General features: G+C 59.4%; 14 protein-coding genes and 3 pseudogenes. 13 read left to right on the top strand and 4 right to left on the bottom strand.

The window, feature by feature from the left end:
• Positions 1–78 precede the first annotated feature (78 nt).
• Entirely contained in the window at positions 79–303 is a 225-nt protein-coding gene (locus tag ACE10X_RS10425; RefSeq protein WP_253592525.1) for a hypothetical protein, read from the bottom strand.
• An 88-nt stretch (positions 304–391) separates the two neighbouring features.
• Here ACE10X_RS10425 and ACE10X_RS10420 point away from each other — a divergent pair, with 88 nt between their 5' ends.
• The 10 genes and pseudogenes from ACE10X_RS10420 to ACE10X_RS10375 all read left to right on the top strand — a co-directional run bounded on the left by ACE10X_RS10420 (position 392) and on the right by ACE10X_RS10375 (position 15,104).
• The gene (locus ACE10X_RS10420) at positions 392–694 is read left to right on the top strand and encodes a hypothetical protein (RefSeq protein WP_168857689.1); all 303 of its coding nucleotides are present in this window, start codon (positions 392–394) and stop codon (positions 692–694) included.
• Between the two features lie 780 nt (positions 695–1,474).
• Positions 1,475–3,346, top strand: a complete 1,872-nt coding sequence (locus ACE10X_RS10415; protein WP_304498909.1) for an AAA family ATPase — start codon at positions 1,475–1,477, stop codon at positions 3,344–3,346.
• Complete coding sequence (locus ACE10X_RS10410; protein WP_209910139.1) at positions 3,343–3,996, top strand: 4Fe-4S single cluster domain-containing protein; 654 nt, start codon at positions 3,343–3,345, stop codon at positions 3,994–3,996. Before ACE10X_RS10415 ends, ACE10X_RS10410 begins: the two co-directional genes overlap by 4 nt.
• 6 nt (positions 3,997–4,002) lie before the next feature.
• The gene (locus ACE10X_RS10405; RefSeq protein ID WP_304498908.1) at positions 4,003–10,272 is read left to right on the top strand and encodes an AAA domain-containing protein; all 6,270 of its coding nucleotides are present in this window, start codon (positions 4,003–4,005) and stop codon (positions 10,270–10,272) included.
• On the top strand, positions 10,269–11,636 hold the full coding sequence (locus ACE10X_RS10400) for a hypothetical protein (RefSeq protein WP_375764176.1): 1,368 nt from the start codon (positions 10,269–10,271) through the stop codon (positions 11,634–11,636). The genes ACE10X_RS10405 and ACE10X_RS10400 overlap by 4 nt, the downstream gene beginning before the upstream one ends.
• Before the next feature lie 91 nt (positions 11,637–11,727).
• Positions 11,728–12,545 (top strand): annotated as a pseudogene (locus ACE10X_RS10395) (IS630 family transposase); the annotation flags it as partial.
• 64 nt (positions 12,546–12,609) lie between these two features.
• Positions 12,610–12,813: pseudogene (locus tag ACE10X_RS10390) on the top strand (hypothetical protein); the annotation flags it as partial.
• A gap of 93 nt (positions 12,814–12,906) precedes the next feature.
• Positions 12,907–13,074, top strand: coding sequence for a hypothetical protein (locus ACE10X_RS10385; RefSeq protein WP_244436053.1), 168 nt, complete (start codon positions 12,907–12,909; stop codon positions 13,072–13,074).
• Positions 13,071–13,421 (top strand): IS66 family insertion sequence element accessory protein TnpB, encoded by a 351-nt coding sequence (gene tnpB, locus ACE10X_RS10380; protein WP_026191835.1) that lies wholly within the window; start codon positions 13,071–13,073, stop codon positions 13,419–13,421. Before ACE10X_RS10385 ends, tnpB begins: the two co-directional genes overlap by 4 nt.
• 99 nt (positions 13,422–13,520) lie before the next feature.
• Entirely contained in the window at positions 13,521–15,104 is a 1,584-nt protein-coding gene (locus tag ACE10X_RS10375; protein WP_018268856.1) for an IS66 family transposase, read from the top strand.
• Here the strand turns inward: ACE10X_RS10375 and ACE10X_RS10370 are convergent, their stop codons facing one another.
• Positions 15,105–15,542, bottom strand: coding sequence for a hypothetical protein (locus tag ACE10X_RS10370; RefSeq protein WP_018268855.1), 438 nt, complete (start codon positions 15,540–15,542; stop codon positions 15,105–15,107).
• Positions 15,543–15,680: 138 nt separating this feature from the next.
• Between ACE10X_RS10370 and ACE10X_RS10365 the strand changes: the two are divergent.
• Positions 15,681–15,815: pseudogene (locus ACE10X_RS10365) on the top strand (IS630 family transposase); the annotation flags it as partial.
• A gap of 172 nt (positions 15,816–15,987) precedes the next feature.
• On the opposite strand, the gene ACE10X_RS10360 reads toward ACE10X_RS10365, so the two are convergent.
• Positions 15,988–17,601, bottom strand: coding sequence for a tryptophan halogenase family protein (locus ACE10X_RS10360; RefSeq protein ID WP_304498905.1), 1,614 nt, complete (start codon positions 17,599–17,601; stop codon positions 15,988–15,990).
• A gap of 666 nt (positions 17,602–18,267) precedes the next feature.
• Here ACE10X_RS10360 and ACE10X_RS10355 point away from each other — a divergent pair.
• The gene (locus ACE10X_RS10355; RefSeq protein ID WP_304498904.1) at positions 18,268–19,215 is read left to right on the top strand and encodes a S1/P1 nuclease; all 948 of its coding nucleotides are present in this window, start codon (positions 18,268–18,270) and stop codon (positions 19,213–19,215) included.
• A gap of 1,019 nt (positions 19,216–20,234) precedes the next feature.
• Here the strand turns inward: ACE10X_RS10355 and ACE10X_RS10350 are convergent.
• The gene (locus ACE10X_RS10350) at positions 20,235–20,876 is read right to left on the bottom strand and encodes a dethiobiotin synthase (protein ID WP_209946047.1); all 642 of its coding nucleotides are present in this window, start codon (positions 20,874–20,876) and stop codon (positions 20,235–20,237) included.
• 781 nt (positions 20,877–21,657) lie between these two features.
• On the opposite strand from ACE10X_RS10350, the gene ACE10X_RS10345 reads away from it, so the two are divergent.
• Positions 21,658–22,017, top strand: a complete 360-nt coding sequence (locus ACE10X_RS10345) for a Dabb family protein (protein ID WP_209946049.1) — start codon at positions 21,658–21,660, stop codon at positions 22,015–22,017.
• The last annotated feature ends 78 nt before the right edge of the window (positions 22,018–22,095 follow it).

Here is a 22,095-nt window from a genome sequence, read left to right as displayed (position 1 = left end):
TCCGTACGGACCGGACGCTGGCTAGATGTGTCACTCACCTACAACCTCGACGAAGCAGCGCGTGCGACAGACGACGAGCTACAAAACCAGGCAGCGGCGAGGATAGACTAACACCACTTGGATCAGATGCCGTTGCTGTCCAACTTCATACGCTCTGCGCAAAGTCGACGAATACATGTCCTGCGTGGACGAGCCATCCAATACGTCGGGCAGCGCCTTGGCGGTCGTCTCGACGACATGAAACAGCAGCCGCGGCTGACTTGAGGACGTGTGCTTGAGGTCCTCCTTGATGGCAGCAAGCATGCCCGCCGCCGTCGTTACGCCCTGACTGTCCTTGCTGTCCGCGTTGAAGTCGCAGTGGCTCAAACTATAGGAGCATCGAAAGGCGTCGATGCTCGCCTGCCGTCCACGAAGTGTTGCGGACGAGTTCACCTATCGGAAATGGAATAATGTAAAGGGAAGCGACATCCGAACCGCGCAAAAGCGAGATGAATTGCTTTCCAGACTGCAAGACTTTGGGCATTCGAACCCGAACGTCTGCCGCCGTAACGCTCATAGCTTGTCGGAAGCACACGATCTCGAACTGATCACAGCAATCAACGAGGCTTTGAAAGAGGCGATCAAGGCCGTCCCAGAAACATTTTCTGCTGTCACCTGGAGCGCCGAGCGATTTGCAGCTCGCGCTCTTGCGTGAAGCCGTATCAATCAGGTTCGATCGAAAGCCGACCTACATTTCTTTCGTTCTTAATCTGTGAGACAATGTCGGAGGTTTGGTTCGAGCCGCCTCGAATACGTTCCGTTCGATGGAAGAATGCCAAAGTAGTCACATGCCAAAGTAGCCACACCTCTTGCGTGCCGGAGCGCGCTTCTTTTTGCTGTTCATGAACGCCTGAAGATCCCTTAAGCGTATTTCAAGGTCAGGTCGAAACGAACTTGGACGCGCTGGACCGTCGGGCGCATCTCCTCAGCCGTACCGCAGCGCGTCCCTCATCTCTTCTGAGGGTAACGATGTGCTGCCTGCCGTCGCGAATTCTTTCCGCCGCGGAGCCATAGCCGGTTCGGTCATTTGCGCGCGCTAGGTGACTTCAAGATGATCGACAGGTGCGATCAGTTCGCGATCGAGCCGATGCCTGCGAAACCTGCATCTTGGGCCGAAAATCTGTGTCCTCAGCTCCCACCGATCGGTCGTTCGCCGTCGCCAGCGATGCTGCCTCACAGCAGTCAGCGCGCATCGAATGGAGCCAGATCTCCTTGAATGATCTTCGAGGTCGGCAGCAACGACATTTAAATCGCGTTTTGCCGAGTATAGATGTTTAAATCACTTGGCCAAATCGCCGGCATCTGACGAATGCTCCGCTTCGATGCTCCCCATTTACGAGCCGCGGGATCTCGGCCGCTCTGCCTATTTCCTCTTACCGGCTTATCCCAATTCCCTATGGACTCTTGGGAATTACTCTCGAAATCGGCGAGTGAGATGCCGTATAATCGCGCGATACGCGTAAAGGGGGCTTTTCCGGTGCACGACAATTCGATGGAAAGAGCCAGATGGCTCCGCGATTTGCGGCGCTTTCTGCCTCTGCGCAGCCAATTCGTGCTCTCGGGCAATACCCGCGACCTTCAGATGCACGAAATCGTTCCGGGCGAGGTGACCGCAACGCCCTTATCCAGGGTCTTGCCGGACGTCTTGAAGGCAGCTGGTTACGCCCAGATCGCATGGTTCGATGTTCTGAACGGGTTTAGGGATATCGAGCCGGGGGACGGAAGCTGCCTCACGCGATTGGGTCTGATGCCGACGGGTGGCGCTGCGGCAGGCGGGATCGACCTTCTGTCGACGACGCTTGAGCGGCACGTCACCGCTGAAGGACAACCCTCGGCCCTGATCGTCGACTTTGCCTCCAGACTGGTCGCCCGAAACGACGCCTTATCACCTGCCGAGCACCAGCTTTTCTCCCGGGCGCTGATCCTCTCTCATGCGGCGCGCGCGCGTCCGGCGGGCGACAAGCGCCTGCCCTTCTTCAATACGGTGGTCTGGATCGTCGACAAGGAGGGCGATCTGCCCGACTGGTTCCTGATCGGAAACCCAAAGATCAGACACATCCCTATCGGACGACCGGATCATCTTGCGAGAAAAAGCATGATCCGCTCTCTTGTCCGCGGTCTTCCGGGTGCGCAGGACGCGGAACAATCGGAATTAGAGAAGTGCACTCAAGCATTCGTGGACGAGACGGAAGGCCTTCTGTTACTGGACGTGAGCGCGGTCGCGCAGCTCGCCCGCAGCGAAGGCGTCCAGTTCGATCGGATCGGCGATGCCGTCCGGCGCTTCAAAGTGGGCGTGACCGAGGATCCATGGCGCAAGATCAGCCGCGATAAGATCAGCTCGGGCGAAGAATTCGTCAGGCGACGCGTCAAGGGACAGTCTCACGCAGTCACGCATATGCTTGATATCGTCAAGCGCGCGGTGACCGGGATCGGCCAATCGCCGCGGGGCGGCCGACCAAGAGGCGTAGTCTTCCTTGCTGGGCCCACCGGCGTCGGCAAGACGGAACTGGCGAAAACGATCACGAGCCTGCTGTTCGGCGATGAATCTGCATATATCCGGTTCGATATGTCGGAGTTTAGCGCCGAGCACTCCGATCAGCGGCTGATCGGCGCACCGCCCGGCTATATCGGATATGACGTCGGAGGCGAGCTCACGAACGCGATCCGTGAAAAGCCCTTCAGCGTCGTCCTGTTCGACGAGATCGAGAAGGCTCATCCGAGGATTCTCGACAAATTCCTCCAGGTCCTCGATGACGGCGTCCTCACCTCCGGACGAGGCGATCGCGTCTATTTTTCAGAAGCATTCATTGTCTTCACGTCTAATTTAGGCATCTACGTACCGGGACCGACCGGCGAGAGAATTGCCAACGTCACGCCCGACGAGACGTTCGAAGCGGTGCGCAGCAAGGTCCGAGGCGAGATCGAAAGGCACTTCAAACAGGTCCTCAACCGGCCCGAGATATTGAACCGCATCGGAGAGAACGTCATCGTTTTCGACTTCATCCGTCCCGAGGTCGCAAACGAGATATTCGATCAGATGGTCGACAATTTGCTCAAGGACGTCAATTCGCTGGGCTATGACGTGACTTTGAGTGGCGCTGCCCGTGAGCCTCTTCGCGGCTTGTGCCTGGCTGATCTTTCGAACGGCGGCCGAGGCATCCGCAACCAGGTGGAATCTCACCTCATCAACCCGCTCTCGCGGGCTCTATTCGATAACGGAGCAGGAGCCGGACGCAGATACAGGATCGAAAGCGTCCGCCCTGGTCCATCGACGACGATCGAGCTCGTAAGCGAGCCGTCCCCATGAAAAGGATGGTCAATCTGTCGCGCATCCATTTCCCGGTCACGACCTTGGGGCCCGGCCAACGGATCGGGATCTGGTTTCAAGGCTGTTCGATCCGCTGCCCAGGGTGCATCTCCATGGACACTTGGGTGCACGGACGCGGAACGACGGCCGTAGACGAGGTCGTCGAGGCGGTTTCCCCATGGCTTTCGATGGCCGACGGCATCACGATTTCGGGCGGAGAGCCTTTCGACCAGCGCGAGGCCTTGTTCGATCTTTTGGCAGGCCTGCGAAGTCGAACGGACGCGGATATCCTGGTCTTTACCGGGTATTCTTGGCCCACGATCTGCGATGCGCTCGCGGCTTCACCATCGCTCATCGACGCGATCGTTTCCGGACCGTTCAATATCGAAGAGGCGCAGACCATGGCGCTTCGTGGCAGCGACAATCAGGAGCTCCATCTATTGACGCCCTTGGGCCGCGCTCGGTTCGAGAGCTTCGACCGCCCCATCGGCGAAAAAGATCGCGCGCTCGACGTGATGTTCGACGATAACGGAGACGTCTGGCTTGCGGGCATTCCCGCGCGCGGCGACTTCCGGCGCCTGCAACATATTCTCGAAGGCAGCGGATCGACGCTTGGAATTTCGGAAGATACCCGTTTCCCCTCTCTTTAGAATTTAATGATGATCAGACTTTGTCCGAACTGCACCACCGAACGTCCCGTCACCGAGATCTTCTGCGAAGGCACGTTGAATGGCCAAACCTGCGGCTGGGACCTCTCGACGGTCGATATCACGCCGCGTAGTGCGACGAGACCGAAGCCGAATCCACCTGTAAATCCCTCTGCGAGCATTCCGATCTGCCGAAACGGTCATCAGGGCTCTCCCGGCGACCTGATCTGCAGCGTCTGCGGCGAGCCGATCATCGAAAGGCAAGAAGCGCCCTCACCGGCGGAACCCATGCCAGGGCCGGAACTCGCGCCCGAGGGCGAAACGATCGTGGACGGCTGGCGCCTGCAGGATCGGATCGCCTCATCCAGCGCAGTCCGCGAACGCTTCGTCGCCACGCGCGACTCGGACGGTCAACGGGGAATACTCACGCTTTACGCTATAGGCGCGGAGCCGGATCAAGCGATCTATGATTTGCTCTTAAAGCTCCCTCGAGATCACGTCCCGGAATTCTTCGCCACCGGTCGCTGGCAAGAGCGCGCCTATGAGGTCGCGGAGGAATTTAAGGGCGGCACGCTGACGGATCTCGCCGTCGATCCCGCGGATCCGGCTGCCGTAGCGAAGCTGGTCGGCGAGCTAGCGCAGGCCGTTCACGCCCTCACTGAAGCTGGATTGCGACACAGGGATCTCCGCCCTTCCGTCATCTTCGTGCGCTCAAGGGACCCGCTTGACCTCGTCATCAGTGGCTTCGGATCGGCACGGCTCTCCGAATTCGATCTCGATATCGTGTCTCCGCTCGAAACCACCCGCTATATGGCGCCCGAGGCGATAGCCGGCGGCGTCGCGCCGGCTTCCGACTGGTGGAGCATGGGGATGATCTTGCTGGAAAAGATCACCCAAGGCGCGTGTTTCGAAGGTATCAACGAGCAGGCCTTTCTGATCCACGTTTTGACCAACGGCGTACACCTGCCCGAACGTCTGGATGAGCGGATCAACACCTTGCTTCGCGGCTTGTTGGCCCGTGACAGGCGCCAGCGCTGGCAGTGGAAGGAAATTCAGGCGTGGCTGCGCGGAGAGACCATCTCAGCTCCAGCGGCCGACCGAGCGGGCGACACAGAAGGCCACGCCTCGATTTCGCTGGGTGGCAAGCAATATCGATCTGCAAACACGTTCGCATTGGCAGCGGCTGAAGCTGCGAACTGGGACCAAGCCAAGGCCCTCGTCCTCAGAGGCGGGGTTGCAAGTTGGGCTGCCGAAGCCGGCTTCGAAGCGGCGATAGCGGCGGACCTTCGGCAAATCCTGCGCACCGAAGATCTTCAGGAGGATTTGAAGCTTTCCATCTCTCTTAAGACGCTCAACCCGTCGATGCCTCTGATCGTCAGAGGTAATATCGTCACGCCGGGTTGGCTGCTCGATCACCCGGGCGACGGCTACAGTCTGATCACCGGCCCGGCACCCGATCTGCTCCGGAAAATTGATCCGGACGATTGGCTCTGGCGCCTGAAGGTCCGCTCCGACATGGTTCGAAAGCGGTTGGACCAGCTGGAAATCGCGGTCGACGAAGATGCTCTGCGCGTCCACCTTCTGTCGACCTCTATGGCCCGCCTGGCCGCGCTGTGGGAAGAACGGCGAAAGCTTTTCCCCGACACCGATCACGCCGGCGTGGCCGCGCTCACTGAGCGCCGCATTTCGGCGGAAGAAGATCTCCTCATCCTGCTCAGCGCGACCTCGAACCAGTTCCGCTCGGTTGCCGAGGTCATCGAAGAAGCCGAAAAGGAAGCGTCGGCGGCCGGTCTTAGCGACTTTTCCGCCGAGGAAACGACGACCCTCCTTGGCCGGCCACGTCGCGAGATCTATCAGGCGATCGACGAGCGCATACAGAACTTTGCCAGATGCGGCATCAAGGAAGTCGACGAGTGGGCGGACCAGTTCCGCCTGGACAGACGGATGCCTCTTGGGCGCGCGCTCGCCCTTCTCTGTGTGCCCTCCGAGACGTGGAAGCCGCTTCCAAAGCAAGGCTACGTCTCGACGATCTTGGACTTTTTCGCCAAGCGGATTTCGGGCGGAGTATTGCGCGGGCCGCTGACGCGGATGCTGATTGGCAAATCGGCCAGGATCGATCTCACCGAACTCGATACGTCCAGGGTGCCGGCGGGCGAGATTCTCGATCAGCTGCTTGGCCGCACGAACCGGACCGTGAACCTCGATCCAGCGGCTTTTGCCGATGATGACGGCCTTGAGCGACGATTGCGCTCGTTGCACTCCCACGCGCTGCTCTACAAGCGCGATACCGGCATCGATGGCCTGTATCTGGGATTTCCATTCCTGATCATGCGCGATCATCGGCCGAACGCGAGACCGCGGATTGCGCCGGTGCTGCTGTGGCCGGTGCGCGTCAGTCCCGAGGTCGGAAATCGCGGTCATGTCACGTTGGGATACGGACGTGAGAGAAACCCAGACACGGAGATCGAGCACGTTCTCGTCAATCCGGCTCTCGAAGGAATGGTTGGCATCCCGGAGGCGAGACGTTGGCAAGAAGCGGCCAACGAGCTTCTTACCCATGCAAGCTTGTCCGTCCAGGCGGTGATGGACGCCTTCAGCCGATTGGCCCAGCCAGTCGGCAACGAATTGACGGCGCTTCCGGGCAAGGACGTCGAGGTCACAGCGCAGGAACGCCAATTGGTACCTGCAGCCGTGCTCTTCCATCTGGCCTTCATGGGTCAGGCCGTCATGAAGGATCTCGAGACCCTCCGGGGCCTACCTCCGACGGCGACAGCGCTCGAGGCCGCGCTCCGTCTGAACGAACAGCAGGCGGAGCCTTCTGCATCGCCGCAAGTGAAGGAGGTCGAGCGATACTTCACGGCCGACAGCGATCCTTCGCAGGAGGCGGCCGTCTTGGAAGCGCGTCAGGCCCCGGGACTGGTCATCGAAGGACCTCCCGGAACTGGCAAGAGCCAAACCATCGTCAATATGGTCGCAGACGCTATAGGCACGGGAAAATCACTCCTTGTAATCTGTCAGAAGCAAGCCGCTCTCGAAGTCGTGCGCAAGCGTTTGGACAAGGAGCGCCTGAGCGATCGCTTCGTCATGATCACCGACGCCAATCGCGACCGCGAGGCGATCGTGGGTGCAGTCCGTTCGCAGGTCCAGGCGTTGCACAATCTGCCCCCCGGAGGGTCTCCGGCCTGGAAGCGAGAGCGAGAGCGCCTCGCGGCGCGCATCGAGACGCTCGAGATGGAGCTGGACCGTCGGCAAATCGCGCTCCATTCCATCGATGATCGGACCGGATTGTCCTATCGAGCGCTGCTCGGCGAACTGCTCGCGATCGAAGAAGGCAGAGCCAAGCCGATCGAGGCTCCTGAACTCCGGCCTTTGCTGTCGGATCTACATCCCGCAGACGTGGCAACGATCGAGGAGAATTGCGGTCCGCTCGCGAAGTTCTGGCTGTCATCGAAATTCGAAGACAATCCCCTGTCCGCCCTCAAGCCGTTCAATCCCGACCGAGGAACCGCGGCTGCACTCGCCTCGCTTCTGCAAGCATTTTTGCAAGCGGACGCCCGGCGCGAACAGGCCGATGCTGAGACGTCGAACTGCCTGACAATATCGGATGCGGCGGAATTTAGGTCCTGGCTTGTCGAAGCGGGCGAGCTCCGTTCGATCAGCGATTCGGTGTGCGCAAATCTCGCTCGATTGCGGCCGCTGTTTCGCAAGGTCGAGGATGGGGCATCGGAAGCTACGCGTATTCTCGAGGGCCTATCGGCGATTAAGGAAATCTTCTCATCGCTCAATGGCCCAGCCTACAAGCCGAACTTTTGCTCCAAGCTGATCGCCTTGAATGAGGATGAGCTGCGCTCCGCTGGAGAGCTCGCGGGCCAGGTTCGCCTACCGGCAAGTGCCCTACAATGGATCAACCCGCTACATTGGCTGCGAACGCGTCGTGTACGCCAGTTTCTTGCGTCGTTGCAACTCCCGCAGGATAACGACGCTATCAGCTCACTGTATTATGCGGTCGAGCTCGAATTGGCCATGCGCCAGCCGAGGCACGAACTCGATCACTATTTCACGACCCTGTTCGGGCGAGCCCCCAATCTGGATCTGTCGCCCGGTAAGCTTGCCGATTTCGCCGAGCGCCTTGGCTCGTTCCTCAATGGTCTGGGGGGCCACAATTCGCTCATCGATCGGTGCCCGAGCCGGCTCGAGCTCGATAAGGCGCTCTCGGCCGGAAACACCGAAGAGCTCGGATCGTTCTTTGAGCGGGCTGGTCTCGCGCTCAAAAGGCATGACATGAGAGAGGAGAGCCGCGCCGCATTGGACCGGCTCAGGACCTATTTCGACGAACTGTGGCTCGGATTGAGACGCTCGGCGATCGAGAATGGTCGCTCCAATACGAATGCCGTTGACCAGATCGTGCAGGCTCTGCCGATGCTAAGCAGTTACCAGGAATATCGACTTCGATCTTCGCGGCTTAGTGACAAGGAGCGGGCCATCTTCGCAACACTCAGGTCCACGGAGTCCGAGCTGTCGAAACTGGCTTCCGAAGATCTCGACGGCTGCGTTCGCGCCACCATACGCCGCGAGGCGCATTTGGCATGGAAGGCGGGCATGGAGGGTACGAGTCCTGACGTGTTGTTCGATGGCGATGAGGTCGAAGCCAAGGTCAAATCGCTTGCGGAAGCCGACACGCAGATCCGGCAATACAATAGGGATCTTCTCGTCCAGGGTATCGACGCTAGCAAAGTGCGTCCGACGGCCGAGTGGGATGCGATTACCAAGCTGCGCGGCCCGAGAGCACTCAGATTGCGCGAATTCATCGATCGCGCCGCTCCGCTCGGTCTGTTCGCGCTCCGCCCCGTCTGGCTCATGACACCCGATGTCGCCAGCCGCGTGCTGCAACCTCGCGCCGGACTGTTCGATACTGTCATCTTTGACGAGGCTTCGCAGATGCCCGTTGAATATGCCTTGCCCTCTCTATTCCGAAGCAGGCTCGTTGTCGTCAGCGGCGACGAAAAGCAGATGCCGCCGACCTCATTCTTTGCGAGCAAGGTCGAGAACGATGAAGCGGCGATATTCGACGGTGAAGAACCAGAAGAAGGAGCGAGCGAGGAGGAGCGCGAGGCCTTCGCAGAGACATGGAACCGCCGAGAGATCAAGGATTGTCCCGACCTCCTCCAACTCGCCCGCTCCGCACTCCGCACCCGTACTTTGCAGGTGCACTATCGTTCGAAGTATCGGGAACTGATTTCATTCTCGAACGCCTCGTTCTACAGCAACGGTCTTAGCGTCCCCGTTCGCCATCCCGAAGAAACAATCCGCAGACTCAAACCAATCGAAGTGGTGCGCTCGGACGGCACTTACAAGGCCCAGACGAACCAAAAGGAAGCCAGCGATGTCGTGGCATACCTATCCGAGCTTTGGGAGGATTCATCGCCGCCGTCGGTCGGTGTCGTCACGTTCAACCGCAAGCAGGCCGACGCCATAGAGGATGCTCTGGAAGACCGCGCCGAAAACGATGCAGCATTCCGTGAGGCACTGATGCGCGAGCGCGAACGTATGGAGCATGGCGAGGATATGGGCTTTTTCGTCAAAAACGTCGAGAACGTACAAGGCGATGAGCGTGACATCATCGTTTTCTCTACGACCTTTGGCCGCAATGAGCACGGTGTCTTCCGCAAGAGCTTCGGCGCGCTCGGACACGCTGGCGGCGAGCGCCGCCTGAACGTCGCGGTGACGCGCGCAAGAGAAAAGGTGGTCATCGCCACATCCATGCCGACGGCTGAGATATCGGACCTGCTGACGAGACGGAGCGGTCCCAGGGTGCCGCGCGACTATCTGCAAGGCTACCTTGAATATGCCAGGACGGTATCCGACGGCCTTGCAGACTCCGGCAGGACTCTGTTGGAGCGGATGGTCACCCAACAGCGTCCCCACAACGAAGCCGGACATCATGAGGACGACGGCTTCACCAGATCCGTCGAAGCCTTCCTGGAGGCGAATGGCTACAAGGCCAGCCGGGCTCGCGATGGCGGCGCATTCAGCCTTGATTTCGCCGTAACCGATCCCCGGACCGGCCTCTACGCGATCGGCGTCGAATGCGACGCGCCCCGACATCGATTGCTTCAAAGAGCGCGTGCTCGCGAGATCTGGCGTCCGAAGGTATTAGGGAGGGCCGTCCCATACGTTCACAGAGTTTCGTCATACGCTTGGACTCATGCCGGAGACGCCGAACGCCTGCGGCTCAAGAACGCTGTAGAATACGCGCTCCGTGGGGGAGGATTACAATGAGCGGGCCCAAAGCATTCAGGATCGTCACCCGGGCCGAGATCATCGCCATCTGTCGTCGCAACCTGGCGCGGCTCGACGCAGCGGTCGAAAGCTGGACCTCCGCCGGTAGACGCAACGGGACGATTGAGCAGAGCGATATCGAAAAGGTCATAGCCCGGCGAGACGAGCTTCGCCGCCTGCTCGAGGCCGATCGTTTCGTCGAACTACAGAAGCAGGTCGCAGCTGAGATCGGCTTCCTTCAGGTGGACTCCGAGCGCCGCGTCGAAAGAGCTGCTGAAATAGCGGCGCGCTCGAAGCGTGATTTGAGACGCTCGAGAGCGGCAGCCGAGGCGCTGCTGCAGAGGCTGCAGGCTCTGAAAGTCGAGATTCCCGCCGACATTCGAAGCGAGCTCAGTGGCTCGAGTGCATCTTCCGAGCGCCTGGAAGCGGCTATGGCAAGAGCGTTGTTGCTGCTGCCTTCTCAGGCGGCGCCGGATACCGCGACAGACCGCCAACGCGAGCTTGCCAGTCAGCTTGGCGCCGGCGAACGTCGTGATACGTTGCAAGAATGGATTTCTCGACAACCTGAGGAGATGGAGGATCCCGCTTTGGCGCGCGTCGGTGCGGTCCTGGGCGAGTTGCGCGGCCTTGGCATCGATTCTTCCCTGTTCGCAGACCGTGTCGCGCTCCTGGAAGCAGAGCCGCCGGCGAGAAGATCGCTTGTCGCGGATAGCCTTTTGCTGGACCTGGCAGCGGCCGTGAAGGATGGCCGCGCCCGTACGAAACTAGCAGACGAGCTTCGTGCGCGACGCGCCGAACTTTCTGTGATGAAGTCACCGCAGGCGGCCTTGCTGCTGAGCGAAATCGACCAGACCCTCACCTCGCCAGCTAGCAGCAACGGGCAAGAACTCGTCAAGCGTGCAGACCTTCTCATCGAGGAAGAATTCAAGGCGATGGCCGCCGAGGAACGCAGGCGTGCGGTGCTCGAAGGTCTTGCCAGCCTGGGATACGAGGTATCGGAGGGAATGGCGACCGCCTGGGTCCAAAACGGCCACATCGTCCTGCGTAAGGCGGCCAATGCTGGCTACGGGGTAGAGCTGTTGGGCGGATCGAGATCTGATCTCCTCCAGGTCCGAGCCGTCGGTATCGGCAGTTCGGCCGAAGCTCGCGATGCGAATCGTGACCGCGACATGGAAACGATCTGGTGCGGCGAGTTCGATCGCCTGAAGGCGTTGGTCGCTAAAGCAGGCGGGAACCTTGCGATGGAATTCGCGAGGCCGGCCGGTCAATTTCCTCTGAAGATCGTGTCAGATCCGGATGCAAGCCACGAGGCGACGGCTATCGAAAGATCCTATCTGTCACTACCAGTGAACCGGCCGAACTAGAGCATTTTCCGACCGGAATGAATCGGGTGGGGATTCCCAAAACGGCGCGAGTCAGATTCAAGCTGCATGCTGGCGAGGGAGGTCAGCATGTATGGCCAGGGCGCTTTCGGTTGATCTTCGCCAAAGGGTGGTAGCCGCGATAGACGGTGGCATGTCCTGTCGACAGGCTGCTGAGCGCTTTGGTGTCAGCGCGGCAAGCGCGATCCGCTGGCGCGGTCGCCTCAAGGAAGTTGGCGACATCGTTCCTAAACGCCAGGGCGGTGACCGCAAATCGCAGCGCATCGAAGCGCATTCGCAATTGATTTTGGAGGCGGTGACAGCGAAGCCGGATATCACGCTCGCCGAGTTACGAGAACTGTTGAAGCGTCGTGGAATATCGACTGGCATCGCGTCGCTCTGGCGTTTTTTCCAGCGCAGAAAGATCACACTTAAAAAAAGACAGCGCACGCCGCCGAGCAACGGCGCGGCGATATAAATGCCGCGCGTGAGGAGTGGTTCGAAGGGCAAATCGATCTTGACCCTGAGCGTCTCGTCTTCATCGACGAAACCAGCGCCAACACCAAAATGGCGCGGCTTTACGGGCGCTCGCCACGCGGCGAGCGATGTCGTGCAGCTATCCCACACGGACATTGGAAGACGACGACATTCACCGCTGGATTGCGCTCCGACGGTCTGATCGCGCCGCTTGTTCTGGACGGTCCAATGGATGGCGACGCTTTCCTGGCCTACGTCGAGCAATTGCTCGCCCCATCGCTGCGGCCGGGCGACACCGTTATCATGGACAACTTGCCCGCTCACAAGGTCCATGGCGTTCGGGAGGCCATCCAGGCGGTCGGAGCAAGCCTGCTCTATCTTCCGCCCTACAGTCCAGACTTCAACCCCATCGAAATGGCCTTCTCTAAATTGAAGGGTGAGCGTCATGCAGAGACCACGCACTGAGGGTTGATCTGGTCGGCTAGGAAGATCTCGCGGAATGGTTTGTCGCGAGGTCACAATGTCCAAGGATAGTCGTAAGGATAGCGATAAGGATAGGCATATACCTATCCTCGAACACGGCGCTGACACGCTGCAGCGTGTCGAGATCATCACCGGGACGGGCCGGCGTCGGCGCTGGTCGACCGATGCAAAGGCGACGATTGTCGCGGAGAGTTTTGCGCCGGGTGCAAGCGTGTCCGCGGTGGCTCGGCGACACGACATCAGTCCAAGCTTGTTGTTCCTGTGGCGTCGCCAGGCCACGCGGTCGCAGGTCGCGGAGCACGGGGACAGAGGCATGCCAGTTGGCTTTGTGCCGGTCGCGATCACCGGCCGTAGCGGCCCGAGTGAGGAGCAGGCGACGATCGAGATCGAGGTCGGCGCGGTTCGCATCCGTGTTAGGGGGACAGTCGACCGGCAGGCACTGTGCGAGGTGCTGGCGGCGGTCGGGACGGTTGGTCGATGATCGGGCTTCGAGCTGGGTTGTCGATCTGGATTGCGACGCAGCCGGTCGATTTCCGCCGCGGCATGGACTCGCTGGCGATGCTGGTGAGCGAGGCCTTTGGAGCCGATCCGTTCGACGGCGGACTTTATGTCTTCCGCTCCAAGCGCCGAGATCGCGTGAAGATCCTGACCTGGGATGGAAGCGGCCTTGTCCTTTACTACAAAAGAATCGAGGGGCAGTTCACCTGGCCGCCGATCAAGGAAGGCGTCATGTCGCTATCTCATGCTCAGCTCTCGGTGCTGCTCGATGGCTCGGACTGGAAGCGTGTGCCGATGCGACCTGTGGATCAGCCGGTACGAGCTGGTTGATCATTATCAAGAGGCGTTCGTCACTCATGCGGAGTTGTTGTAGAATTACTCTGCATGAGTGATTTGCCTTCCGATCCAGCATTGCTCCGACAAACCGTGATGGCGCTATCGTCACGGCTTGCGGCGTTGTCGGAGGAATGCAGCACACTGGCGACCGAGCGTGATGCAGCGATCGCTCACCGCGACGCTGCGATCCAGGAGAACGACAAGCTCCTGATGATCCTGTCCCAGTACAAGCGCATGATCTTCGGTCCGCGCTCCGAGACACTGGATATCGGACAGCTGTCTCTCTTCACCATCAGCGCACAGGCGGCTCGTGCCGCTGCCAACGACGATGTGGCCGGAGGCAGGCTGCCTGACGGAGCGGAGGGCCGTGGAAAGCGACCGGCGCGACGCAACCGCGGGAAGCTTCCGGAGCATTTGCCGCGCATCGATGTCGTGATCGATATCGAGAGCCACAGCTGCCCCTGCTGCGGCGAGCAGCTGCACAAGATCGGGGAGACCGTCAAGGAAGCCTTCGACGTCATTCCGATGCAGTACCGGATCAAGCGCATCGTGCGTCCGCGGTACGGCTGCCGGCGCTGCCGCCAGGGTGTGGTACAGGCACCCGCGTCGGCCCAGGCGATCGACGGTGGAATGGTGACGGAAGCCTTGCTGGCCCACGTCGCGGTGATGAAATACGGCTACCAGCTGCCGCTGTATCGCCAGGAACAGATGTTTGCCGCCCAAGGCATCACGCTCGACCGGCAAACACTGGCCTCGTGGATGGGCCGCGTCGCCTGGTGGCTGAAGCCGCTTCACGCGCTGTTGCACCACGCGGTGATGTCCTATCCGCGGCTGTTTGCCGACGAGACGCCGCTGCCAGTTCTCGATCCCGGCCGTGGCAGAACCAAAATCTGCCAGTTCTGGGCGATCGCCACCGATGACCGCCCATGGGGCGGCCCGGCGCCGCCGGCGGTGGTCTACGTGTTCGCCGAGGATCGCAAGGCGATCCGCGCCAAGCGGCTGTTCGGGGACTATCGCGGCATCCTGCAGGTTGATGGCTATGCCGCCTACAAGGGCTTGATCAAGAGCGGCAGCCGTCTGATGCAGCTGGCGTTCTGCTTCGCGCATGCGCGGCGGAAGTTCTGGGACGTTCACGTCGCGACGAAGTCGCCGATTGCCGCGGAAGCGCTGCAGCGGATCGCGATGTTCTACGCCGTTGAGGATCGCATTCGCGGTTTGCCGGCGACGCAGCGAGCTGCGGTGCGACAATCCGACACCAGACCGCTGATCGAGGACTTCAAGCCCTGGCTCGAAGCGCGACTGCTGGAAGTCTCGAAGAAATCCGGCCTTGGCAAGGCAATCCGCTACACCCTCAACCATTGGGAAGGCCTGACGCGATTCATCGATGATGGGCGCATCGAGATTGACAGCAATACGGTCGAGCGCAGCATCAAGCCGATCGGGTTGGGAAAGAAAAACTATCTGTTCGCCGGTAGTGAAGGCGGGGCCGAGACGTGGGCCATTCTCGCGTCGCTCATCAACACGGCAAAACTTCACGACATCGACCCGCGGCACTATCTTACTGACGTTCTCGAGCGCATCGTCTCCGGACGCACCAAGATCAATCAGCTGAACACGCTGTTGCCGTGGCATTGGAAAGCCGCGCGCGACGGTTCCGAGGCAAAGCTCGCCGCTTGATCAGTTCGACGGCAAGGCGTCGGGAACTTCCTGCGCATCGCTGGCGTCGTCGTAAATCTCTTCGCGGATCACGCGCAGCGTCACCTCGTGCAGATACACTTGTAGCGCACCCTCAAGCTCTGTGAACTCCGGCAGCAGGACTCGATCAACGAAGCCCCGTGACGCACGGACCATCACCGTGTTGCGTCGCTGCCGGCGATAACGAAACGGCCGCAGCCCATATCGGCGGCAAAGTGCCAGAAACAGGTGCCGAGACCACTGGTCGGGAAGTGAGAATTGCTGTTCGATCGGTGGATCGTGGCGAGCAAGTTCCTCGACCCGGGCCCGCACCCGCTGCAGTGCGGCTTCCGCTGCAAGGCGCTCGCCAGCAGTTCCGGCACCCACGAACAACGCCTCGATCTTCCGAAGCTTCTCGCGCAGCTGCGACTCGCTGGTCATTCTGATCCCCGTCGCCCACTCCGAACCGGGATCAACCCATCATCGTGCGCCGGCGGCGTCAATCATCCCGACCGCGCTATCCAGAGCATTCCGCGCAGGTCAAGCCCGGGAACCGGTGATCCTCTCGTGACGCTCACATTGAAGGCGCTGTTGCGGGCCGCGGCAGCGCGCACCATGCCCGATCTCTGGCAAGCAATCGCCGACGCTCTCAAACGCTTCTCACCCGAGGAATGTCAAAATTATCTCGTCGCGGCTGGTTACGACGCAACGTGATCGGAAAATGCTCTAGCAATTTGTAAAAAAGCAGCTGCATTCTGACGGAGATCCGAATGTCCGCGAAGATCACACTGCCCGACGTATATGCTTTGCGCCGTTGAGACCTGTCGCGGAACTCCTTCAGCCACGTCTTGTTAGGCTCTCTAGGCAACCATATGCGCGCATTGGCTCACGCGGCGGTCTCACCGCTTTGTTCTGCCATTGCAGAAGGGTTCCTCGTTCGTCGAAGATGCTGAAGATATTCCAGATGGCCGGGCAATCTGCTGACGAGCTCGCGCGTGCGATGTTCTACTTCTTGAAATACCGCGAGGGCAGCACTTGCGTCAGCGTGCCGCAGAGTAGGTAGGCTGCAGAGGGGCCAATAGTTCAACCCAAGCAGCATTACGGAGTAAGAGTAGAATTCGAAGCCGTGGTAGCACGGGTTGATGCTCCTTTCGTTCGGAAGCCGCTTCTTCCAAAGCTGAAGACGTTGGTCCATGGATGGAGGCACAGGGATTTCCTTCGTTGCCCGCCAAAACGGCGTGTCGGCCCTATCGGAGGCGCGATAGTGAAGGACAAGAAAGTCGCGCACCGCGTCGATGCAATCGGCCATGACTCTATTGTAGTCGGCTACAACTTCCGGCTCCGTCGCGACACCTGCATAATGGCGCAGGAGTTCCTCAATGCCGAGCTGAATGAAGAAGATCCCGGTCGACTCTAGTGGCTCGACGAAACCGGAGGACAAACCAATAGCGACGCAGTTCTTGACCCAAGAATTACGGCAACGGCCGATTCGCATCTTGATGTGATTCGCGACGCAATCTCTTGCGCGTGGACCTATGTGTGCGCGAAGCGCAGATTCGGCTTGTTCGGAAGAGATGAACTGACTGCAATAGACGTAGCCGGTCCCTACACGGGTATAGAGCGGAATGTTCCAGACCCAACCAGACGGTAGCGTAGTGGCAGAGGTAAAGGGCTCGATGTCGGATCTGTCGGCAGGATAAGGAACCTGCAACGCGACCGCGCGATCGTTCAGCAAGACGTCCTGGAAGGAAACGAACGGTTCCTGGAGCGCTTGATTAATGAGCAAACCGCGAAAACCGGTACAATCTACGTAAAGCGATCCTTTCACCGCGCCGTTTCTGCGCGTCCTAAGACAATCGATCGACCCATCTATCGACAGAAGCACGTCGTCGACGTCGTCTTCGATACAGCGAACGCCAATCTCCGTCGCGTACTTCTTGAGAAAGCTCGCGAGAAGATTGGCTTCAAAGTGATATCCATAAGGGTACTGCGCCCGGTGGTTGGACAGGAAAGCATTTGGCCGGGTCTTGTTCGCGGGATCGAACGTGGCTTTTACGTTGTGATCGAAGACTGTGCCGTCCAGATATTTTGGAGACCTGTTGTTCTCACACAGGGAGGGGGTGCTAAAGCAGACGGAATCGAATGCCGCATCGTTAGGCTTTAGGTGCAACCACCATTCACCGAGATTGTTTCCGTCTATGACGTCATAGCGTTGAAACGGATGATAAAAAGAGCCGCCACCGGCAGTCCAATTATTGAATTTGATCGCGAGCTTATAAGTAGCGTTACATTGGGGCATCCATTCCGCTTCATCAATGCCAAGATAATCAAAGAACAATTTGAGTGTGCTGAAGCTGGCTTCGCCTACCCCAATAGTTCCAACATTGGCAGACTCTATGAGTACGATATCGACGCCCCTCAAGGCCTTCTTGAGATAGGAAGCAGTCATCCATCCTGCTGACCCGCCACCCAAGATTACGATGGATTCACCCGTCATCATGGCTTGCATTCTCGTCCAGTTGTATATTGATGGTGTCCGCCGAACGGAGAGCTCAAGGTCTGTCCCGACCGGACTCGTCGCAAAGGCGCTTTGTGCCAGCAGAAGGTGTATGTGCCGCAAGGGCTGCCGATGGCCGAAGGCTAGCCGATCCCCTCAAAGAGATTGTGAGCCTCGGCCAGGCGCCCGACCTGCCGTTGGCGCGTGAGCCGGTGACCCTCTGCGTTCGATGGAATGGAGCGACGATCATATCCCGGCGCTCATACCGGGGTCTCTGCCACACGAGACGGCGTAGAAGCCGCCGCTAGAGTAGATCGGAACAGCATCGGGAGAACCTTGACGTTCGGCGGACGCCGGAGCGGCCAGGTGGATAAGGGTACGTAGCAGGGTTTTCTCCATTCGCGGCCGAGTTTCGAACTTAATTCTTGACGACGATTGCCATTGGTCCCTCTTCTCCATCAACTACTGAATTAGGTAGTTGACTGACGTCGCAAGCGTTACTGACCTGCAAGCGTTACCTGGATCGCCGATCGGACGACGGGCGGTGCGTCAGATAGTCGAGGTTGCGGAGCGCTTTTCTCCATGACCTGCATCCATCACGTCACAGAGCTCTGCTAAACTGAACGGAGTTGATGCAACCTCAGGCGTCAACAAAGTGGAGACCCACCTATGCGCCGCATGGTTTTGATCGGCTTTCTGCTATTGGCTCTCGGCATCGCGGCATCCCCAGCCCACGCGTGGTGGGACGAGGGGCACATGCAGATCGCTTATCTGGCGTACAAGCGCCTCTCCGATCCTGTCCGCGACAAGGCCGACGCCTTGCTGAAGCTCAACAAGGATTACGAGAAATGGACCTCCGGCGTCGCCGACGACAAGACGGCGAAGATGTACGCTTTCGTCCACGCCGCGACTTGGGCCGACGACATCAAGACCAAGGAGTACGGCTATATTCGCGACGCCGTCACCAGCCCAACGGCCGGCCAGAACATCGGCTATTCAGATCACAACCAACATGCCTACTGGCACTTCAAGGACATCGACTTCACACCCGACGGCACGCCCCTGCCCGCCGCGGCCCCGGTCGACTTCGTCACGCAGCTCAAGCTGATGATCGCTGCGCTGCCGGCATCCTCGGGCGCCTCCGACGATGTGCGCTCGTATGATCTCGTCTGGATCCTCCATCTCGTCGGCGACGCCCATCAGCCGCTGCACGCTGCCGCCCGCTACGCGCAGCAGATCCCCAACGGGGACAGCGGCGGCAATGCGGAATCCGTCATCCCGGCGAGCGGATCCAGCATGGCCCTGCACGCCTACTGGGACGCGATCTTCGGCGGTTACTCCTCGCCCTACGGCGCCATCTTCGACGTCGACGACAAGGACGGGCTGTCGAGCGTCGGCATCAACTCGTCCGAGGCCCAGATCGAAGACCCCGCCGTCTGGGCTCAGGAAAGCGCCGAGCTGGCCAAGCAATACGCCTACGCTCCGCCGATAAGCACTGGAAAGAATCCCGTGCTTCTGACGCGCGACTACGAGACGAGCGCCAAAAACGTCGCGCGCGCCCGGGCGGCGCTTGCCGCCGCCCGACTGGCCAATCTGATCGAGACGGCGTTTAAGTAGATTTCTTGCTCCCCAGCAGGCTATAATTTGAAGGACCAGGCGAGGCGCACAAAAACTGCGTCGCAATTGCAAAAACGTGCGAAGCCAACTGCGTCACATGTTTAGTTTCACCGCGGCGTTGAAGCGTTGAGCTGTAATTACGCACTTTGACTGGCGTTACAGTTTTTGTCCGTTTCGTACAGAACTGCGCACGCGGATGCGTGCCCATCTGGCGACACAAATCAACGATTTGAGAAAGAAGAATGGCGAACTACAAATACGGAAGCTATCTAGAGCAATCTAACAGCGAGGCTTTTGACCAAGATCACGGCCCCGGAGTCGCAGCTCCCTACGCCGGAATCTATCGATGTATGGGCTGTCATCGAGAGATCGGCATTGCAGCAGGACACGTCTTGCCCCCACAAGGACATCATGCGCACTCAGCGGCGCAAGGATCGATCCGATGGCGATTGCTTGTTTACGCAGACCATCAACCGAAATGATCGTTCAAGATGGAGTCCGACGAGAGCCGGACTTCTATCCTGTACGCTCCAGATGCAGCGGCGCGGCCGGAAAAGCTTCTTTTGGCCTCATCAAATCAGTTTGCGCACACAGCGGCTGAGTGACCGCAAATGGGGAAGGTTTAGGCGTTAAGGCCAGTCGGTTCGTTGGTGGTTTGCGACGACGACAGCACCGAAGATGGCGATTTCTTGGTCCTGAACTCAAATCGGCTCGCCTACATTATTCACGCAAAGGCAGCCAGAAAGGTTCATTCTGCCAGCATACCGTGATCGAGGCCATCGGCAGGCAGACTCTTGTATCGCTCGCGTTCTGCGCAACGGTGGCACTTGCATCATAAACGTTCGTATTCGAGCGATAGGGATCCTTCGTCCGATGAGCCAACATGGTGCAGCCGACCCGGCTTCGCGGCCTCGCGTTTGGCGCAGCTGCCGGTAGCTGCGCCGACCTCGGCCTTGCGTCCCCTTGTCACCTCGACTTGAAAGAGCGTCGCGTGCAGACGCCAGAGCGACGACTTCCTCTTAGCGTCGTGGCATGAAATCATCGCGGCGGAAGGAAGCCGCGAACGCAGCTTGCAGCGTCTCTGCCGACAGAGGAGAAATCCAGGGCAGTCTCCCTAACCAACGCACCCGGCCAACCTCGCAAATTGCTCGCAGAGCATCCGGATTCTTTTCCCCAACAAAGGCAATTCCGAGCACATCGATCTGACGTCTTCGGAGAGCCTCTATGGATAGGAGTGCGGAATTGGTCGTCCCGAGCGCCGTGCTAGCGCACAGCACAACAGGGAGCCGCCAACGCTCGAAGATGTCAATGTAAAGGGTGCCGCAGTTCAGCGGCTCCATCAGTCCGCCGGTCCCCTCGATCACCAGCGGCTGCTCACCGGAGGCCGGCACGTCGAGCGAATCCGTGTCGATGCGAACCTCGTCGACCTCTGAGAAACGGTCGGACGAAACGGCCGCCTGCAGGCGATAACGCTCTGGCAAGATTCGTTCGGCTGAAAGACCACCGAGCCGAGCGACGCGCTCAGTATCGGTCTCTCCTTCTAGGCGAGCCTCAATCGGTTTCCAAAACTTCGCACCGAGGAGATTAACGAGCCCTGCGCAGAAAACCGTCTTTCCAACCCCGGCGCCCGTACCCGCCACCACAATCCGCTGCGGGCTCATCGAGCCTGACCTCTTATCCCTTTGCCCAGAATATCCAGTATGGTCCTCACGTCTCCTCCCCATGACATTCAGCGTCGGTGAAACTCAAAAATATGGCCAGTCGAGAAGGCCGCCTGTCGTTTGTGACGTTCCGAGAGCCCGCAATCGCGGTACGGTGATCCGATCCCAATGAAGCACAGGTGGGTCAGTCGCCTTACACCTCGCCTCCGCCAATTCGCACACCGGCCAGGTGTTAGGGCCATCGCGCTGGGCCAAAAGGGGCCTCCCCGTATGACAGAGGTTGAGCTTCGAAATTTGTCGCGCGTAGCACCGCCTCTTCCCAGAGTTGAGCTTTCTGTGTTGTGTCAGGTTAAGATTGCTATCGGCCCGCAAATATTGTCCGGATCGCACCAAGACATCCACGTCAGGCAGGATGTGTCCTCACAGACGCAGAACAGTACGATTCGGACAGACGTCCCGCACGAAAATGGCTGAGTTCGCCTGCTTTAATAGCGAAGACGTGCTGCATGGCCCTGACATTTACAAGTTCGCACGGGCTCAACGAAGGGATTTGTTGCTCGTTCTCAGCTTCTGCGCAACGACTGTCCCATGAAGAGGCCGAGCCGGCTCGCTGGTTCCCCGAATCAACTGCCGCGGTGATCCCCGGAACTACTCGCCTGCGCCCAAAAGAAGACGGGGCGCGACGCCAAGGCAAACTTTCTGTCGCCTTCACAGCATTGCGTGGGGCTTGATCTCGATATAGGAACGCCCCGAGGCTACTGCGTCACGCTTATCGATCATCATGATTCGTCACATCGTCTTCTTCACAGCCAAGGATGAGGCCGGTATCGACCAGATCGTCGAAGGTCTGTCGATACTCACCTCAATACCTTATGCGCGCCGGCTCGAGATTGCGCTCAACCGCAAGAGCGATCAACTCGGCAACGATATCGACGTCGTTGTGTATGGTGAGTTCGACAGCGAGAGCGATCTGGCTGCATACAAATCGCACGATTTGTATCGGGAAGCGATCCGGCGCGTACGACCGCTTCGGGAGCTGCGGCTTGCCGCTGACTACGAGCCATCAACAGATGTGCATTTCGCCGGGACGTCAGGGGTAGGCCAGATAGCACGGCCCAGGCGACCACCTGGCCGCGGATAACCCGATGAGTAGTCTAAGCGCGCCGCCGACGGGACAAAACTGCTCATTTTCAGGACGGCATCACCTTTAGTGCGGGCT

The sequence above is a fragment of the Bradyrhizobium sp. Pha-3 genome, from assembly GCF_042258325.1.
GTDB classification, from domain to species: Bacteria; Pseudomonadota; Alphaproteobacteria; order Rhizobiales; family Xanthobacteraceae; genus Bradyrhizobium; species Bradyrhizobium elkanii.
The sequence above is the reverse complement of the archived record's forward strand: the minus strand, read 5'-3'. Positions and strand labels throughout refer to the sequence as shown.

Excerpts from the sequence above, each read along its gene's own strand:
- ACE10X_RS10345 (WP_209946049.1), top strand. The coding sequence starts at position 21,658 with ATGATTCGTCACATCGTCTTCTTCACAGCCAAGGATGAGGCCGGTATC.
- ACE10X_RS10420 (WP_168857689.1), top strand. The coding sequence starts at position 392 with ATGCTCGCCTGCCGTCCACGAAGTGTTGCGGACGAGTTCACCTATCGG.
- ACE10X_RS10355 (WP_304498904.1), top strand. The coding sequence starts at position 18,268 with ATGCGCCGCATGGTTTTGATCGGCTTTCTGCTATTGGCTCTCGGCATC.
- tnpB (WP_026191835.1), top strand. The coding sequence starts at position 13,071 with ATGATCGGGCTTCGAGCTGGGTTGTCGATCTGGATTGCGACGCAGCCG.
- ACE10X_RS10375 (WP_018268856.1), top strand. The coding sequence starts at position 13,521 with ATGGCGCTATCGTCACGGCTTGCGGCGTTGTCGGAGGAATGCAGCACA.
- ACE10X_RS10350 (WP_209946047.1), bottom strand. The coding sequence starts at position 20,876 with ATGAGCCCGCAGCGGATTGTGGTGGCGGGTACGGGCGCCGGGGTTGGA.
- ACE10X_RS10400 (WP_375764176.1), top strand. The coding sequence starts at position 10,269 with ATGAGCGGGCCCAAAGCATTCAGGATCGTCACCCGGGCCGAGATCATC.
- ACE10X_RS10405 (WP_304498908.1), top strand. The coding sequence starts at position 4,003 with ATGATGATCAGACTTTGTCCGAACTGCACCACCGAACGTCCCGTCACC.
- ACE10X_RS10410 (WP_209910139.1), top strand. The coding sequence starts at position 3,343 with ATGAAAAGGATGGTCAATCTGTCGCGCATCCATTTCCCGGTCACGACC.
- ACE10X_RS10385 (WP_244436053.1), top strand. The coding sequence starts at position 12,907 with ATGCCAGTTGGCTTTGTGCCGGTCGCGATCACCGGCCGTAGCGGCCCG.
- ACE10X_RS10360 (WP_304498905.1), bottom strand. The coding sequence starts at position 17,601 with ATGATGACGGGTGAATCCATCGTAATCTTGGGTGGCGGGTCAGCAGGA.
- ACE10X_RS10370 (WP_018268855.1), bottom strand. The coding sequence starts at position 15,542 with ATGACCAGCGAGTCGCAGCTGCGCGAGAAGCTTCGGAAGATCGAGGCG.
- ACE10X_RS10415 (WP_304498909.1), top strand. The coding sequence starts at position 1,475 with ATGCCGTATAATCGCGCGATACGCGTAAAGGGGGCTTTTCCGGTGCAC.
- ACE10X_RS10425 (WP_253592525.1), bottom strand. The coding sequence starts at position 303 with ATGCTTGCTGCCATCAAGGAGGACCTCAAGCACACGTCCTCAAGTCAG.